The sequence below is a fragment of the Caballeronia sp. LP006 genome (assembly GCF_031450995.1).
GTDB lineage: Bacteria > Pseudomonadota > Gammaproteobacteria > Burkholderiales > Burkholderiaceae > Caballeronia.
This window is the reverse complement of the sequence record NZ_JARTVW010000004.1, coordinates 965,594-979,582: the sequence shown is the minus strand read 5'-3', so window position 1 is coordinate 979,582 and position 13,989 is coordinate 965,594. Positions and strand designations below refer to the sequence as shown.

General features: G+C 61.7%; 18 protein-coding genes. 7 read left to right on the top strand and 11 right to left on the bottom strand.

Going from position 1 to position 13,989, the window contains the following annotated elements; genetic code table 11:
• Positions 1-166 precede the first annotated feature (166 nt).
• The gene (locus P9250_RS14590) at positions 167-904 is read left to right on the top strand and encodes a metallophosphoesterase (protein ID WP_310393695.1); all 738 of its coding nucleotides are present in this window, start codon (positions 167-169) and stop codon (positions 902-904) included.
• A gap of 72 nt (positions 905-976) precedes the next feature.
• Entirely contained in the window at positions 977-2,305 is a 1,329-nt protein-coding gene (locus tag P9250_RS14585) for a DNA topoisomerase IB (protein WP_250466502.1), read from the top strand.
• Between the two features lie 4 nt (positions 2,306-2,309).
• On the opposite strand, the gene P9250_RS14580 is transcribed toward P9250_RS14585, so the two are convergent.
• From P9250_RS14580 to P9250_RS14570, 3 genes are all read right to left on the bottom strand, one after another.
• Positions 2,310-3,041, bottom strand: a complete 732-nt coding sequence (locus P9250_RS14580; RefSeq protein WP_370652224.1) for an RES family NAD+ phosphorylase — start codon at positions 3,039-3,041, stop codon at positions 2,310-2,312.
• Positions 3,041-3,478: an MbcA/ParS/Xre antitoxin family protein gene (locus P9250_RS14575; protein ID WP_250466503.1), complete on the bottom strand. Its 438-nt coding sequence runs from the start codon at positions 3,476-3,478 to the stop codon at positions 3,041-3,043. The genes P9250_RS14580 and P9250_RS14575 overlap by 1 nt, the downstream gene beginning before the upstream one ends.
• A 67-nt stretch (positions 3,479-3,545) precedes the next feature.
• Positions 3,546-3,815 (bottom strand): DUF2866 domain-containing protein, encoded by a 270-nt coding sequence (locus tag P9250_RS14570; RefSeq protein ID WP_244829158.1) that lies wholly within the window; start codon positions 3,813-3,815, stop codon positions 3,546-3,548.
• 274 nt (positions 3,816-4,089) lie between these two features.
• On the opposite strand from P9250_RS14570, the gene P9250_RS14565 reads away from it, so the two are divergent.
• Positions 4,090-4,314: a hypothetical protein gene (locus tag P9250_RS14565; protein ID WP_250466504.1), complete on the top strand. Its 225-nt coding sequence runs from the start codon at positions 4,090-4,092 to the stop codon at positions 4,312-4,314.
• 17 nt (positions 4,315-4,331) lie between these two features.
• Positions 4,332-4,667, top strand: a complete 336-nt coding sequence (locus tag P9250_RS14560; protein ID WP_250466505.1) for a hypothetical protein — start codon at positions 4,332-4,334, stop codon at positions 4,665-4,667.
• Between the two features lie 137 nt (positions 4,668-4,804).
• On the opposite strand, the gene P9250_RS14555 is transcribed toward P9250_RS14560, so the two are convergent.
• Complete coding sequence (locus P9250_RS14555) at positions 4,805-4,963, bottom strand: DUF3309 family protein (protein ID WP_244829161.1); 159 nt, start codon at positions 4,961-4,963, stop codon at positions 4,805-4,807.
• A gap of 325 nt (positions 4,964-5,288) precedes the next feature.
• On the bottom strand, positions 5,289-6,875 hold the full coding sequence (locus P9250_RS14550; protein WP_310393691.1) for an inorganic phosphate transporter: 1,587 nt from the start codon (positions 6,873-6,875) through the stop codon (positions 5,289-5,291).
• A 194-nt stretch (positions 6,876-7,069) separates the two neighbouring features.
• Between P9250_RS14550 and P9250_RS14545 the strand changes: the two genes are divergently transcribed.
• Complete coding sequence (locus P9250_RS14545) at positions 7,070-7,894, top strand: TOBE domain-containing protein (RefSeq protein WP_310393689.1); 825 nt, start codon at positions 7,070-7,072, stop codon at positions 7,892-7,894.
• A 35-nt stretch (positions 7,895-7,929) separates the two neighbouring features.
• Here P9250_RS14545 and P9250_RS14540 read toward each other — a convergent pair whose 3' ends face one another.
• Positions 7,930-8,619, bottom strand: coding sequence for a phosphatase PAP2 family protein (locus tag P9250_RS14540; protein WP_310393687.1), 690 nt, complete (start codon positions 8,617-8,619; stop codon positions 7,930-7,932).
• Between the two features lie 335 nt (positions 8,620-8,954).
• On the opposite strand from P9250_RS14540, the gene P9250_RS14535 reads away from it, so the two are divergent.
• A complete protein-coding gene (locus P9250_RS14535) occupies positions 8,955-10,124 on the top strand; it encodes a PHB depolymerase family esterase (RefSeq protein WP_310394169.1) in 1,170 nt (389 codons plus the stop codon).
• Positions 10,125-10,264: 140 nt separating this feature from the next.
• On the top strand, positions 10,265-10,438 hold the full coding sequence (locus P9250_RS14530) for a DUF3563 family protein (protein WP_244829166.1): 174 nt from the start codon (positions 10,265-10,267) through the stop codon (positions 10,436-10,438).
• A 121-nt stretch (positions 10,439-10,559) separates the two neighbouring features.
• On the opposite strand, the gene P9250_RS14525 is transcribed toward P9250_RS14530, so the two are convergent.
• The 5 genes from P9250_RS14525 to P9250_RS14505 all read right to left on the bottom strand — a co-directional run bounded on the left by P9250_RS14525 (position 10,560) and on the right by P9250_RS14505 (position 13,980).
• Positions 10,560-10,979 (bottom strand): organic hydroperoxide resistance protein, encoded by a 420-nt coding sequence (locus tag P9250_RS14525; protein ID WP_250466510.1) that lies wholly within the window; start codon positions 10,977-10,979, stop codon positions 10,560-10,562.
• A gap of 153 nt (positions 10,980-11,132) precedes the next feature.
• Positions 11,133-11,585: a MarR family transcriptional regulator gene (locus P9250_RS14520; protein ID WP_310393684.1), complete on the bottom strand. Its 453-nt coding sequence runs from the start codon at positions 11,583-11,585 to the stop codon at positions 11,133-11,135.
• 78 nt (positions 11,586-11,663) lie between these two features.
• A complete protein-coding gene (locus P9250_RS14515; protein WP_244829169.1) occupies positions 11,664-12,485 on the bottom strand; it encodes a BPSS1780 family membrane protein in 822 nt (273 codons plus the stop codon).
• Positions 12,486-12,500: 15 nt separating this feature from the next.
• On the bottom strand, positions 12,501-13,469 hold the full coding sequence (locus P9250_RS14510) for a homoserine kinase (protein WP_309850032.1): 969 nt from the start codon (positions 13,467-13,469) through the stop codon (positions 12,501-12,503).
• A 112-nt stretch (positions 13,470-13,581) separates the two neighbouring features.
• On the bottom strand, positions 13,582-13,980 hold the full coding sequence (locus P9250_RS14505; RefSeq protein WP_250466513.1) for a hypothetical protein: 399 nt from the start codon (positions 13,978-13,980) through the stop codon (positions 13,582-13,584).
• Positions 13,981-13,989 lie beyond the last annotated feature (9 nt).

Below are 13,989 nucleotides of genomic sequence, written 5' to 3'. Positions count from 1 at the left end.
GCGTTGGCGTGAGCGCGGGCGACGTTCGCAGCGATTATTGCCGATGCGCCTTTCAGCCAGCCTTGAGTGACGCAGATTCCGGGAACCGGTATTCCAACCGTCATTTGCGTGATGAAAGCGACCCACGCCGCACACGCCCCGTTTAACTGACGCTAAGATCGCTCGAATGAATGGTCCTACTTTACCTGCCGTTTGCCGGCACCCAGCCAACGAGACTGGCCGCGATTTCGTGGTCGGCGACCTGCACGGCTGCGTGGACGCGCTGCGCTATCTCCTGCGCGAGATAGGCTTCGACGGCGCCCGCGACCGGCTGTTCTCGGTCGGCGATCTGATCGATCGCGGCACGGATTCGCTCGCCGCCATCGACCTGATCGACAAGCCGTGGTTCTATCCGGTGATGGGCAATCACGAGGAATCGCTGATCGCGGTCGCGACCGGCACCATGCGCCGCGAGGCGTGGTATGCCATTGGCGGGGCGTGGGCGCAGACGCTCGGGCACGATAAGCTCGAAGCGCTCGCGATTCGTTTGGCGAGGCTGCCGCTCGTGCGAATAGTCGGCAGCGGGGCGCGGCGCTTCAACGTGCTGCACGCGGAATTTTTCGGCAGCGACGCCGATCTCGACACCGCCGATTTCTCCGACCAGGCACGTACCGACATGCTTTGGGGCCGCGGCCTGGCGCTCGGCAGCGTGGACCCGGCGCGCCAGCGCGGACTTTCGCCCACGTACTGCGGACACACGCCGCAGCGCGTGGTCAAGCAAGTCGGCGCGCAGATCTTTATCGATACCGGCGCGTTCGCATCGGAAGGGCGGTTGACCATCGTCCAGCCGGGCACCGATGAACGCTGGTCGGTCAAAGAGCGCTGGGCCGCCTCCGAAGGCGCGCGGGAGCTGGCGCTGCCCTGATCGCGCACGTGCCCGAGGCACGCACGTTGCTCGATAGCCTGCCATCGACATGAGCAGACAAGCGAGGCAGACGTGGCGCGGATTGCGAAAAGTAATGAAGCAGGCGGCGGCGCGAGCGTCGCCGAAGTGCTTACGGGCAGCGGCGCGCAAGGCTGTCCCGAAGATCTGCCGCCCGGACTTCGGTATGTGGACGATTCGCGTCGCGGCTACACGCGCGAATGGATCGACGGGAAATTCGCCTTCTTCAACACGCAGGGCAAGCGTATCGACGATGAAGCGGAGATCCGCCGCATCAACGCACTGGCCATTCCGCCCGCTTATATCGATGTCTGGATCTGTCCGGACGCGCACGGCCACTTGCAAGCCACCGGCCGCGATGCGCGCGGTCGCAAGCAATATCGCTATCACCCGCAATGGCGCGAAACGCGCGATGCCACCAAATACGAGCGCATGCTCGCGTTCAGCGCGGTGCTGCCTAAGCTGCGCGCCCGCGTCACGCGCGATCTTGCCCTCGACGGCATGCCGCGCGACAAGGTGCTCGCGACGGTCGTGCGCTTGCTCGATACGACGCTCGTGCGCGTTGGCAGCGAGGAATATGCGCGGGAAAACCAGTCGTATGGACTGACGACGCTGCTCAAGCGCCATTTGAAGGTGTCGTCGGGGACGCTGCGCTTCCGGTTTCGCGGCAAGAGCGGGATCGAGCACGACGTTTCCGTCAGCGATGCGCGCGTGGCCAAGATCGTGAAGCGCTGCATGGATTTGCCGGGGCAAGACCTTTTCCAATATCTCGATGCCGATGGCGAGCGCCACGCGGTGAGTTCATCCGATATCAACGATTATCTGCGCGAGATCACCGGCGCGGATTTCACGGCGAAGGACTATCGCACGTGGGCCGGCAGCGTGTTCGCGCTCGCGGCGCTGCGGCGGCTGCAATGGGAAACGGTGACGGAGGCGCGCAAGCACATCGTCGGGACCATCAAGGAAGTGTCGCAACTGCTGCGCAATACGCCGGCGGTGTGCCGCAAGTGCTATGTGCATCCGGCGGTGATCGAGGCGTTCGAAGCGGGCGAACTGGCGGAATCGATGCCGGCATCGCGTCGCCATGGCCTCAAGACCGACGAAGCTGCGCTTGCCATCTTCCTCGAAAAGGATGCGAAGCGTCGCGCCCGCGAAGCCGCGCGCAAAAACCGCAAAGGTACCGTTCCGAACGATGCGCGGCTGACCAACCTTCTCGCCGAATCGAGCAAAAAGGCGCGTGCGGGCGGCTTGAAGGCGAGCGGCAAGAGCGCGGCGGCGCAAGCGGTATCTACCGTGGCGCGCAAGACTCGGCCGAAAGCGGCGCGGCCGGCCGCGAAGAAGCTCGCGCGTACGCGGTCGCCGGCCGCCGTGGCGATGAGTTGATTCGCTAGCCCACTTGATTCAACTCGAACACATAGTCGACTGTCTCGCCGTTCCAGTTGTATTCCAGGTACGCCGCGTGATGACAGTCGCGCAGCATCGTGGTGTGCAGCGCGGCGAGACATTCGCCCTGCGTATCCCGCACGGACGGATACGCAATGCCCGGCACGCCCGCCGCCCGGATAGCGCGTCCGAGCGCCTTGCCGGGCGCATAGTCGTCGGGATCGAGGATGCGCGCGTCGAGTCCCGCTTCCGCGATGCGATTCCCACGCAGATCGACTACTTCGCCATGCGCGATCACCGTGTACAGGCGCATCTGCTGACGAAGCGGCGCTTCCTTGGTTGCTGCGAGAAATAGCCCCGAGTGATAGCGCGTCTCCGCGATAGCCGTTTGCCGTTCGCGTCCGCAATAGAACACGCCGTAGCTGCCGTCGGAAAAACGGCTGCCATTTGGGTTCAGATGCGTGAACGCGGCCATGATCGGCCCGCAGCCCGGCCCGAAGCAGCGCTCGTCGGGCGGAACGAGATCGAGATCGCCGACTTCGGTACGCAGGCGGTCGTTGGTCATCGCTTCCAGCGCGTAGAGCGCTTCGAAGTCTTCCGGACGCGCGACGCGATCGAACAGATTGACGGCGGGAAACCGCGTGGGTATTACCCGATACGCCGGCGACCAGTCCAGTTGGCCGTGCGGCCAGCGTGTACGCCAGTCCGCGGCTTGAATCACATCCTTGTTTTCGATCACGCCCATCCGCCTCGCATTGCATCCAGATATTGCCGAACCGCCAGAAGGTCGCTGATATTGCCCGCCAGCATGCGAGCAAGCGCAGGTCTGCCGCCGAACGGCGGCGCGGTATTGGGGCGTTTGATCCAGGTATCGGCGGCGGCCGGCTCAGGAAGCAGAATCTGCAGCGCCTTGTAGATGCCGAGAATCAGCGAAAGGCGTTCGAGTGTGTCGCGCGTGAGCCGCGCCGAGTCGGGCGCGTTCTTCCATTTGAAGAAGGTCGAGCGGCCCGGCGAACCGAGCAAAACGATCTGCTCTTCGATGGATAGCGACCAGTCCCGCGCGATGTTCAAAAAAGCGCGCAGACCGGCAGCGGATAGCTCGCCCAAGCCGGGAGCCAGACGCGGCGGCGGAAGCCCACTCTCCGGCGAGGCGATTCGTGCAGCAGATGGCATTATCTTTGAGTCTCTAAAGGAACTTGAGACTCATAATAGTCCATTTCTGGATTAATACAAGGCGTTTTTAGTCTTCGTCCGATGGGCCGTAGCACCGGCCGGGCACGTGCGACCGTAGTGTTTCAGCCAATTCGGAGGCGGTGCAGTCGGCCGGAACCACCCGTCGCTGCACGCGCGGATCGCTTTTCAGCGACCATTCGATCGTCCGATACGCCGTTCCCCACGGCGGTTCGACCGGCTCCGACAGGCGGCATTCCTGAAGCTTGAGCGCGGACTGCTTGCGCATCGTCGATGCAATGTTGGCAAATGACTGACGCGCGGCGGTATTGGCGGGCATGGCACATTCCTCATCTGATCGGCTCGTCGCCTAACGGTTGAAGGCGGCGCTGGGTCGGGCGCGATTGGAGTTTGTGCGTCAAAAATTAAGCGCGGCTTAACGCGAATGCTTGTCGACATGCACGCGGCGAAATGCCGCCTTCAAACGTGAGAAACGGCGGTCGCGCGGCGGTCAAGCGATGTTTGGCATTTTTGCCACGCCGTGTGCGGAGTGTTTTGCATCCCGCCGCGTTACTGTATATTCGTACAGCTTGTCCGCAACAAGGAGTTTGCCGATGAACCCACGCAACGAGTCGCTCGAAGCCGCCGCGCTCGAACGTTTCATGCGCGCGACACGCGCCGTCAACGCGGCTTTCGACGCCACGCGCGTCGAACCGGACGACCAACAAGACGGCCAGTTCGCCGCCCGCGCGCTCGACCGACTGGACGCCGCGCTGCTGGAACTGGACACTTCCGAGCGGTCGCTCGACGCCATCCTCTCGCGCAGAGCGGATCACTAATTCACGGAGCGGACCTCTTGAAGCTCGCATTGCTTACCATCGCTGTCTTGCTCGGTTCATCCACGGCTATTGCTGCCGAGCGTTACACGGAAGTCTGGAATCCGCCTGAGGTCCAGACCACGAAATCCAAGAACAAGGCGCGTGTGCCGACGCAGAACACCGCGCAGAGCACGGCGAAGAAGAAACGCAAAGGCGCCACGGCCGTCAAGCAGGTGGCGGATAAAGGCACGGTCGAATCGGCGGGTGCTGCGGCTGTTCCAAGCAGGCCGTCGGCGTCATCGTCATCGCGCAAGCCGGCAGAACCGGTGATTCCGCGCAAGATCGAACCAAACGGACAGGTCATGCGGGTTTGAACGCGGGTTTTAATCGCGGGTTTAAGTCGCGGGTTTAAATCGATTCGCTACAAAAGCAAAGGGGCGCTCAACATTGGTTGAGCGCCCCTTTTGTTTTGCGGTCTGTCTCGAACGTTGTTTGCAAACCGTTCAGGCGGTTATATGCGACCCATGAGCAACAGCACGATGACCACGATCAGCACGATGCCCAAGATACCGCTCGGCCCGTAACCCCAGCTACGGCTGTGCGGCCACGACGGGATCGCGCCCACCAGCAGCAAGATCAGGATAATCAGCAGTATGGTTCCGATCGTCATTTTGTCTTCTCCTTATCGAAAGATCGCCTTGAACCGGCCCCGCCATGGTCTCCCACGCAGCGACACGTCGAGTGGCGGCTTTCGGCCGCCAGCCGGTCGGGTTGCGATCGACGAGTGGTGAATAGCAATAGCTGTGCCGCAGCGGCTCAGGCTTATGGATAAAGGCTAGACGCGCAATCGAACGGTTGCGCGGTTAAAGCGGATTGTCGAAAAGGGAGTCGATGCAGATGGGGGTGGGCAAAACTTGCACGGCGCGGATCGGACTCTGCGCCGTGCAATTGCGTGGGATGCGGAAGGGATGCGAAACGGATGCGAAAACAAACGCTTAGAAGATACCGCGAAAGGCCCAGAAAAGTCCGCCCGCGAGGATGATCGACACCGGCAAGGTCAGCACCCAAGCCAGCGCGAGACTACGCACGGTGCGCCATTGAAGACCGGAGCCGTTCGCGGCCATCGTGCCCGCGACGCCCGACGACAGCACGTGTGTCGTGCTCACCGGCAAGCCGTAAACGTCGGCGGCGCCGATGGTCAGCATCGCGACCAGTTCCGCCGAAGCGCCTTGTCCATATGTCAGATGCGTCTTGCCGATACGCTCGCCCACCGTCACCACGATGCGCTTCCAGCCGACCATCGTGCCAAGCCCGAGCGCGACGGCCACCGCAACCTTCACCCAGGTCGGGATGAACTTGGTGGCGTGATCGATCTGCGCCTTGTAGTTGGCGAGCACGGCGGAATCGTCCTTCGTGAAGGCCGGCGCTTTTTGCTTTTCCATCAGACGCAGCGCTTCCGATGCCACGTACATGTCGTTACGCACGTTGCGCACCGTTCCCTGCGGCAAATTGGCGATGGTTTCGCTCGGACGCACTTTCGCATCGATGTAATCGATCAGATTTTTCAGCGACGGAACCGTGTCCGGCGCAAGCGTCTTCGTCTGCACGTAATGCTCGACGGCGCCGCGTGAATCCGTGGCGGCAGGCTTGCCATCGGCGTAACGCTGCAGCACTTCGGATGCGTTGTGGCTAACCGAGAGGAAGGTCTGCGTTTCCTCGGCCGTGACGGCCTTGTTGAGCGCGTAGGCGGTCGGCACCGTGCCGATCAGAATCAGCATGATGAGGCCCATGCCTTTCTGGCCGTCGTTGGAGCCGTGCGCGAACGAAACGCCCGTGCAGGTGAGAATCAGCAGGCAGCGAATCCAGAAGGGCGGCGGCGTGTTCTTTTCCGGTTCCTTGTAGAGCGCGGGCACGCGCACGACCAGTTTCATCACGTAGAGCAAAAAGCCCGCGGCGATAAAGCCGACCAGCGGCGAAAGCAGCAGCGACTTGCCGACCGAGGTCGCTTGCGCCCAATCGACGCCGGACGTTCCGTTCGCGCCGTGCAGCATCTGGTTCATCAGCCCGACGCCGATCACGGAGCCGATCAGCGTATGCGAACTGGACGACGGCAAGCCGAGCGCCCACGTGCCGAGGTTCCAGATGATCGCCGCGATCAGGAGCGCAAAGACCATCGCGAAGCCCTGCGAGCTCCCCACGCCGATGATCAATTCAACCGGCAGCAGTTGCAGGATACCGAAGGCCACCGCGCCGCTCGAGACCAGCACGCCGACGAAGTTCCACGCGCCGGACCAGACGACAGCCAGATTCGGTGTAAGCGAGTGCGTGTAGATGACGGTGGCGACGGCGTTCGCGGTATCGTGAAAGCCATTGACGAACTCGAAGCCGAGCGCGATCAAAAGCGCAATGCCAAGCAGGATGTACGGAAACGCTGACGATTCGCGCACGGGCGAGAGGTCTTCGAAAAGATGCGTGACGCAATAAACGGCGCCTGCCGCGATGGCGATTAGAAAGAGCAGCAGGGCGAGCCGTTGCCCGGTGGTGCGGCCCTGACGGCCTGTAGAAAGAGCAAAGTCGTTCATGTCGCGTCCTTGGCTTGAGCGGGGCTTGCGCGAATCGGTGAAAGCGCAATGCGCCATGTTTCACTCGCCGTGTGTCGATTTCGTGACTGCGAGAATGATTGGCATTCGTATGAATTGAAACGGCTTTCTGACCTATCGTTCGTGGCCGTGTACGCGCGCCGATATAATGCGCAACGCGATGCAGGAGGCAATCGATGAACGAAACAGCACCCTCCGCCACGGCCGATTCATTGGCAGTTGGCGGCGCTGTCTGGCTGCAAAGCGGCGACGCGACTCTTGGCGGCGCGGCGCGTATTGCGCTGCTTGCGGCGATTCGCGATAACGGATCGATCACGGCGGCGGCAAAGGCCGTCGGCATGAGTTACAAGGCGGCCTGGGATGCGGTCGACACCATGAACAATCTCGCTGGCGAGCCACTCGTGATTACCGCGAGCGGTGGGCGGGGCGGAGGCGGAACCACATTGACATCGGCGGCGCGCCGTCTCATCGAGACCTACCAAGCGGTCGAACGCGAACATCGCAAGTTTCTTCAACAAGCGGGCATGGCTATGGAAGGCTTCGCCCGCGACTGGCAACTCATAGGGAGACTAGGAATGAAAACGAGTGCACGCAATCAACTGGCGGGGAAAGTCACCAAAGTCACGCGCGGTGCGGTGAACGACGAAATCGAACTGGGCTTGCCGGGTGGACAGACGATCGTTGCCGTGGTTACGCACGAAAGCACCGAATCGCTCGGTCTCAAGGAAGGCAGCGAAGCGTTCGCGCTCATCAAGGCGTCGTGGGTCATGCTGATGGAAGACGCGCCCGCAAAGATTTCGGCACGCAATCAGTTGCGTGGCACGGTGGCGAGTGTGACGAAGGGCGCGGTGAACGCCGAAGTGACATTGACGCTGGACGACGCAACCACCGTGACTGCGATCATCACGAACCGCAGCGCCGATACACTCGGCCTCGCAGAAGGTCAGAAAGCCGTTGCAGTGATCAAGGCTTCCAGCGTGATCATTGGTGTGAACGACTGAAGCTTGCAGAGAGTGCGGCTGCTCAAGGCGGCCGCTCAAACAACCGCGAACGGTACCGCCAGCGCCTCGGTCCGACGCGCTGGAATTCGATAGTTTTGCACTTTCCAGCGCGCCCGGATATACGGCCGCTCGTGGCCGGACAGTTCCAGCGCGATCTGCGTGATCCACTGCTGAGTAGGCACCGGCACGCCATGCAACGCGATCACGACCGCAGCCAGGCTCGCCGCAACCGGTCCCGGTGATAGCGTTTTCGCCGCTTGCGCCCGCCACGCGATGCACGCGAAAGCAACGGCCACCACTGCGCCAAGCAAACCTCCCGCGACCACTTCCGAGATCGAATGCGCGTTCAGCACGACACGCGACACGCCCACCATTACGCCAATAACAAGTCCCAGCACGATCGCTGTGACGCGCAACGACGCGCGCATCGACAACGCGGCGACGAATAGCGCAACCGGCAGTACAGCCGTCGACATCAACGCATGACCGCTGATGCCGGTGAAATCCAGATCGCGCACGCCGATTCCCCAACCGATAAACGCGATCTTGCTCAACGCCACGAGTCCGCTGGCAACACCGAGCAACCCGAGCCACGCGCACGCGTATTTCCATCGGTAGCCGACGGCGAGCCACGCCGCAATCACGACCGCCAACGGCGCCATGACGCCGACGCTGCCGAAAGCGGTAACGAAAAACCAGGTTGAGGCTGATGGAACAAGGTTCATTGCAGAGCTTGGGAATAGAGGTTGCTGCAGTGCGACATGAAGCGTGCATCTCGCACCGGCTGTCACGACTGCGTGGAGAAGACCTTGGAGTATACCTGCTGGGACAATCCCTAATTATGCGACTCGGCCGAAAAGATGATGTCAGTTACGTCGTGTAACTTCGGTTAAAAATTCTCTTTCGCCTTGATTGCCCTGCAATTCGTCCCGATAAATGAGTTTTCGAGTCGCTCGAAACCGTCTTTTTAATGTTATTGTGCGATGCACAACGGGGCACGTCTTGTCATCATCAAAATAGAGTGCCTTCTGATTCGCTTATTTGTAGAGGACCCAGCCAAATGTCGAAAAGCCTTACCAAGCTCTGGTTGCGTGGCTTGAGACGCCTGGTCGCCAGTCAAGTCGAACCCTTGCGTGTGCCGAAGTCGCGTCCCTCAACAAAGCCAGCCCGACCGAAAAGCGTCAAGACAAAACTCAAGTCGGGTGCTGCTACCAGGGCAGCCACTGTGCGCAGTGGCTCAGGCGTTGGTGCGCAGCCGACGGCGCGGGAGTCGCGAGTTCGTCCGCGCGCGTCCGCTTGGGCTTTGGGAAAGTGGATGCGTTCCTATCATTCCGCGCCGCCGACGGGTGGACGCTTCGTCAACCATGTTTCGTACGCGCTGTACACGCCGCCGCAAGCCGAACTCGACCGAGTGCCGCTCGTTGTCATGTTGCACGGCTGTCAGCAGAATGCCGATGATTTTGCGCAAGGAACGCGCCTCAATCTTCTCGCCGACAAGTTTGGTTTCGCCGTGCTGTATCCCGAACAGTCTAAGCATGATCATGCGCATCGTTGCTGGCGCTGGTACGACGCGTCCGGCAATGGAGGCGGCGGCGAGGCGGCGTCGATCGTATCGCTGGTCAAGGCGGTCGTCGCCGAGCATGGTTTCGACGCCGAGCGCGTCTATCTCGCCGGCATGTCGGCGGGTGCTGGCATGTCCGCCTTGTTAGCGGTGCGATATCCGCAACTGTTCGCCGCTGTCGGCTTGCACTCTGGGGTAGTGTTCGGCGGGGCAAGTTCGGCAATCGGCGCGATGGATGTCATGCGTCGCGGCAGTCGCAACGACCCCGTCACGCTCGTCGATGCTGCCGTCGACACGCGCGAATATCCCGGAATGCCGGCGATCATCGTTCACGGCGAACTGGATTCAGTCGTGTCGCCGTCCAACGCCGAACAATTGACGCAACAATTTTTGCGTCTCAACGGTTTCGTCGATGCCGCCGGTGCTCCGCGCGCAGGCGAATTGCGTGAAGAGAAGCAAGCGGATGGCGTCGTGCGCGACTACTTCAAGAATGGCCGACGCGTCGTCAAGAGCGTGGTCGTTCGCGGGTTGGGCCACGCGTGGGCGGGCGGCGACGATACCGTGGCTTTCCATTCAGCCAAGGGTCCGGACTCGTCAGCCGTGATGTGGGAGTTCTTCAAACATCAACGCCGTTCCAGCGAGTCCGCGCGCGCGGCTTTCGTTGCTTAGAGCAGTCCGCGCGACAATTTCAAGTGTTGCAAATTAGTCTTTAGTATCAGGAATCTAGCCGATAAGACTTGCGTCGGATCAGGGATTACCCTATAGTTACATCCATAGGTAGTTACCCCAGTATCCAAGCGAGGCCCACCATGTTCCTGCTCAGCCGCATTTTCCTGTTTCTGACGAAGTCCGCCGACCAACGTGATCGCGAACGCGACGACGCTTATTTGGCCGAAGCCACCGACATTTACGATCTCGAATATCGCATGAAGCGCCTGGATCAGCGTGCTGGCACGCGTCATCCGACGTGGATGGCGAACTAAGCAGTATGCTTTCAGAGCGTTAATAAAAAAGCCGCAGGAATTGTCCAGCGGCTTTTTTCATTTGCAACGCCCAAGAAAATGCCGGTTTCGCGAGCCGGCATTTTCTTTTTGTCCGATTCGCTCAGACGAGCTTCACGCGCACATCGACGTTATTGCGCGTCGCGTTCGAATACGGGCAGACCTTGTGAGCCGCATCGACGAGCGCTTGTGCTTCCGCTTGGTCAAGTCCCGGCAGCGCGATGCGCAATTCGATATCCAGCGCAAAGCCGCCCGCATCATTCGGGCCGACGCCCACGTCGGCGGTGACGGTCGTATCCGCCGGAACCGTACGCTTTTGCTGGCCGGCGACGAATTTCATCGCGGAAAGAAAGCACGCCGAGTAGCCCGCCGCGAACAATTGTTCCGGATTCGTTCCTTCCGCGCCCGTGCCGCCCAAGGCCTTCGGTGCGCTCAACTTCACGTTCAGTTGTTCGTCGGATGACACCGCGCGTCCGTCGCGTCCACCGGTGCTCGTCGCGGTTGCCTTGTACAGGATGCTCATCGCTTTTCTCCTTGAATTCGTCGCCGTGTTCGGCGCGGAAGGGTTGGACTTGACTGTCGGGTCATCGTTGCGTCGACCACGGATAGAAATATATCGCGATAATTATTAGCGTGCAAATTAAATTTTGGTCAAGATGCGATTAGGGAATGGCTATCAGCGTTCTAGATACTCGTTGAGCGATGCGCGCAGCCTGACCAGATCGCTGCGCAGGCGCACTAATTCGTCGACATCCGATCCAGCCGCGCAAAAGATCTCAGGCGGAATGGCACGCGCGGATTGCCGCAGCGACCGGCCTTGCGCCGTCAAGCGCACATGCACCTGCCGTTCATCCTCGACGCCGCGCATGCGCACAACGTACCCCTGCGCCTCCAGGCGCTTGAGCAGCGGCGTGAGCGTGGCGGAATCGAGCGACAGGCGCGCGGCGATTTCCTTCACGGTGAGATTGTCGCTTTCCCACAGCACCAGCATCGCCAGATACTGCGGATAGGTGAGGCCGAGTTTGTCGAGCATCGGCTTGTAGGTTTTCGTCATCGCGAGCGATGTCGAATAGAGCGCGAAGCAGATTTGCTGATCGAGTTCGAGCGGGAAGTCGTCGGGCGAGGTCATGGCGAGGCGCCGCAAAAGGCCGTATCGGCCAATGACGTTAGTGTACGGAAAACGCTTCGCGCGCGAGGATTCGGGGCATCAGATGCCCGGTGTGTCCGATGCATTCGGCATATCCGGCGTGTCCGGCGACTGCACGCCGAAGCAGCCGCGATAGGTCGCATAGAACGAGCAGTAGAGCGCGGTCGTGACGAGAATCGACGCGGGCATGAGCACCGCCAACGCCATCTCCTGACTCACGCCGAGCGCCTGCATCAGCGCGGTCAGGCCGAACGATACGGCAAGCGCCACGGCAATCCACAACACGCCGTAAAGCACGAAGGCGCCGCGATTGCGCCAGCACGACACGAGGCTGAAGAACAGCGCCTTCGCGGGCGTCACGTCGTGCCATGCAACGAGAATGGGCGCGAACCAGAACAGCATGGCCACTGGGATGTAGCAGGCCATCGCCACCAGCACGGCGAGCGGGCTGAAGCTCGCGGCCACGGTTTCGGGGTCGCCGGCGGGGCCGTCGCCCATCATCAGGCCGAGCAGCGTGCCGCCGTCGACCAGTGCCGATGCCGCGAAGATCACCGCCATCGCCACGACGTAGATCGCGCCGAGCGCGAGCAGACGGCGCGCGACCACGGTGCCGTAGGAGCGGAAGCCATCGACGAGAACGGTCGGCCAAACGGGCTTGCCCGCGATGGTGTCGCGGCAGGCGGCCATGAAACCCACCGCGATGCCCGGAATGAACAGCAACGGCAGCAACGGTCCAATGAGCGGCACGCGCGAAATCAGCGTCATCACGAACAGATAAGCGAAGAACACGGTGAGGAACGCAAACGGATTGCGGCGGAACAGCCAGATGCCCTGGCGGAACCATACATAGCCGGTCTTGGCGGGAACTTCGATCAGTCGCATGAGCAGAGTGGAAGGTTACTGATTGAGGCTGGCAGCGGCTTTGACGCGCTCGCGCAGAATGCGTTCGAAATGGCCGGGATCGTGCGGTTTCAACATCTGCGCCTCGCGCGGACGGTAAAAATCGTACAGGCGCGAGACCCAGAAGCGCATGGCGCCGGCGCGCAGCATGTCGTTCCAGTGGCGTTCCTCGGCGGGCGTGAAGGGGCGCACGGTTTGATAAGCGCGCAGCATCGCGTCGACACGCGCGGGGTCGAGCGCGCCGCTTTCGATATCGACGCACCAGTCGTTCACGGTCACGGCGACGTCGAAGAGCCACTTGTCGACGCCCGCGAAGTAGAAGTCGAAGAACCCGCCGAGCCGTGCGTGATCGCGGCCCGGCGCGAACAGCACATTGTCGCGAAACAGATCGCAGTGGCACGGCCCGTCCGGCAGCGCGGCGTAGTCCGCCGACGTGAAAAACGCGGCCTGATGCACAAGCTCGGATTCGATCAGTTCGCGCTGCGGCGCGCTCAGGAAGTCAACGATGGCCGGCAAGTTCTCCTGCCACCACGCGAGGCTGCGCAAGTTCGGCTGATGCCGCGGAAAATCGCGCCCGGCGAGATGCATGCGCGCGAGCATCTGACCGACTTCGATGCAATGCGCGGGCGTCGGCTTGAGTTCCGGCGCGCCTTCGAGTTTCGTGACGATGGCAGCGGGCTTGCCGTGCAGCATGCCGAAGAGCGAGCCGTCGCTGCGCGGCATGGGATCGGGAACCGGCACGCGATGCGCCGCCAGATGGCGCATCAGATCGAGATAGAACGGCAGTTGCGTCGCCGTGAGATTCTCGAAGATCGTGAGCACGTATTCGCCGCGCGTGGTCGTGAGAAAAAAGTTGCTGTTCTCGATGCCCGACTGGATGCCGCGCAATTCGACGACATCGCCGAGATCGTAGTGTTGCAGCCAGTCGCCGAGTTCGGCGTCAGAGACGGGGGTGAATACGGCCATGCAGAAACTTGGGTCAGGTTGAGAAGCCCGTGGCGGGCCGGTGAACGGCGCAGTCGCGTGAGCACTGCGTGAAGATGCCCGCTCAGACGAGCGGGCGCAAGCGACCCGTGGATCAGTAGCGCACGCTTACCGATGGCAGGCGCGTGCTTGCCTTGCCGTTATCGCGGACTTGCGGCGAGGTGTCGTAAGGCGAACTCATCTGATAGCGCGTGCCGAAGTTGGAATGCACGTTGATCTCGACGGGCTTGCCCTTGTCGCGATACTCGGTGATCTCGGTGCCGTTGGTGCTGAGTTCGTGGAAGCTCGGCATGCGCGGCGGCGAAATTTCGACCTTCGAACTCGCGTTCGCGGGCGGGCGGTTGATGGCCTTCAGATCAGGCAGGCCAGCGGCTTCTTCCTGCGACATTTGTGGCTGTGCGCCCGCCTGCTCGGCCTGGAGGGTTTGCGCCGTGGCGCCTACACTTGCGACGGCAAGGACGGCCGCGGCGGCGGCGAAATAGAGCGGCTTCATGTCAGTTCT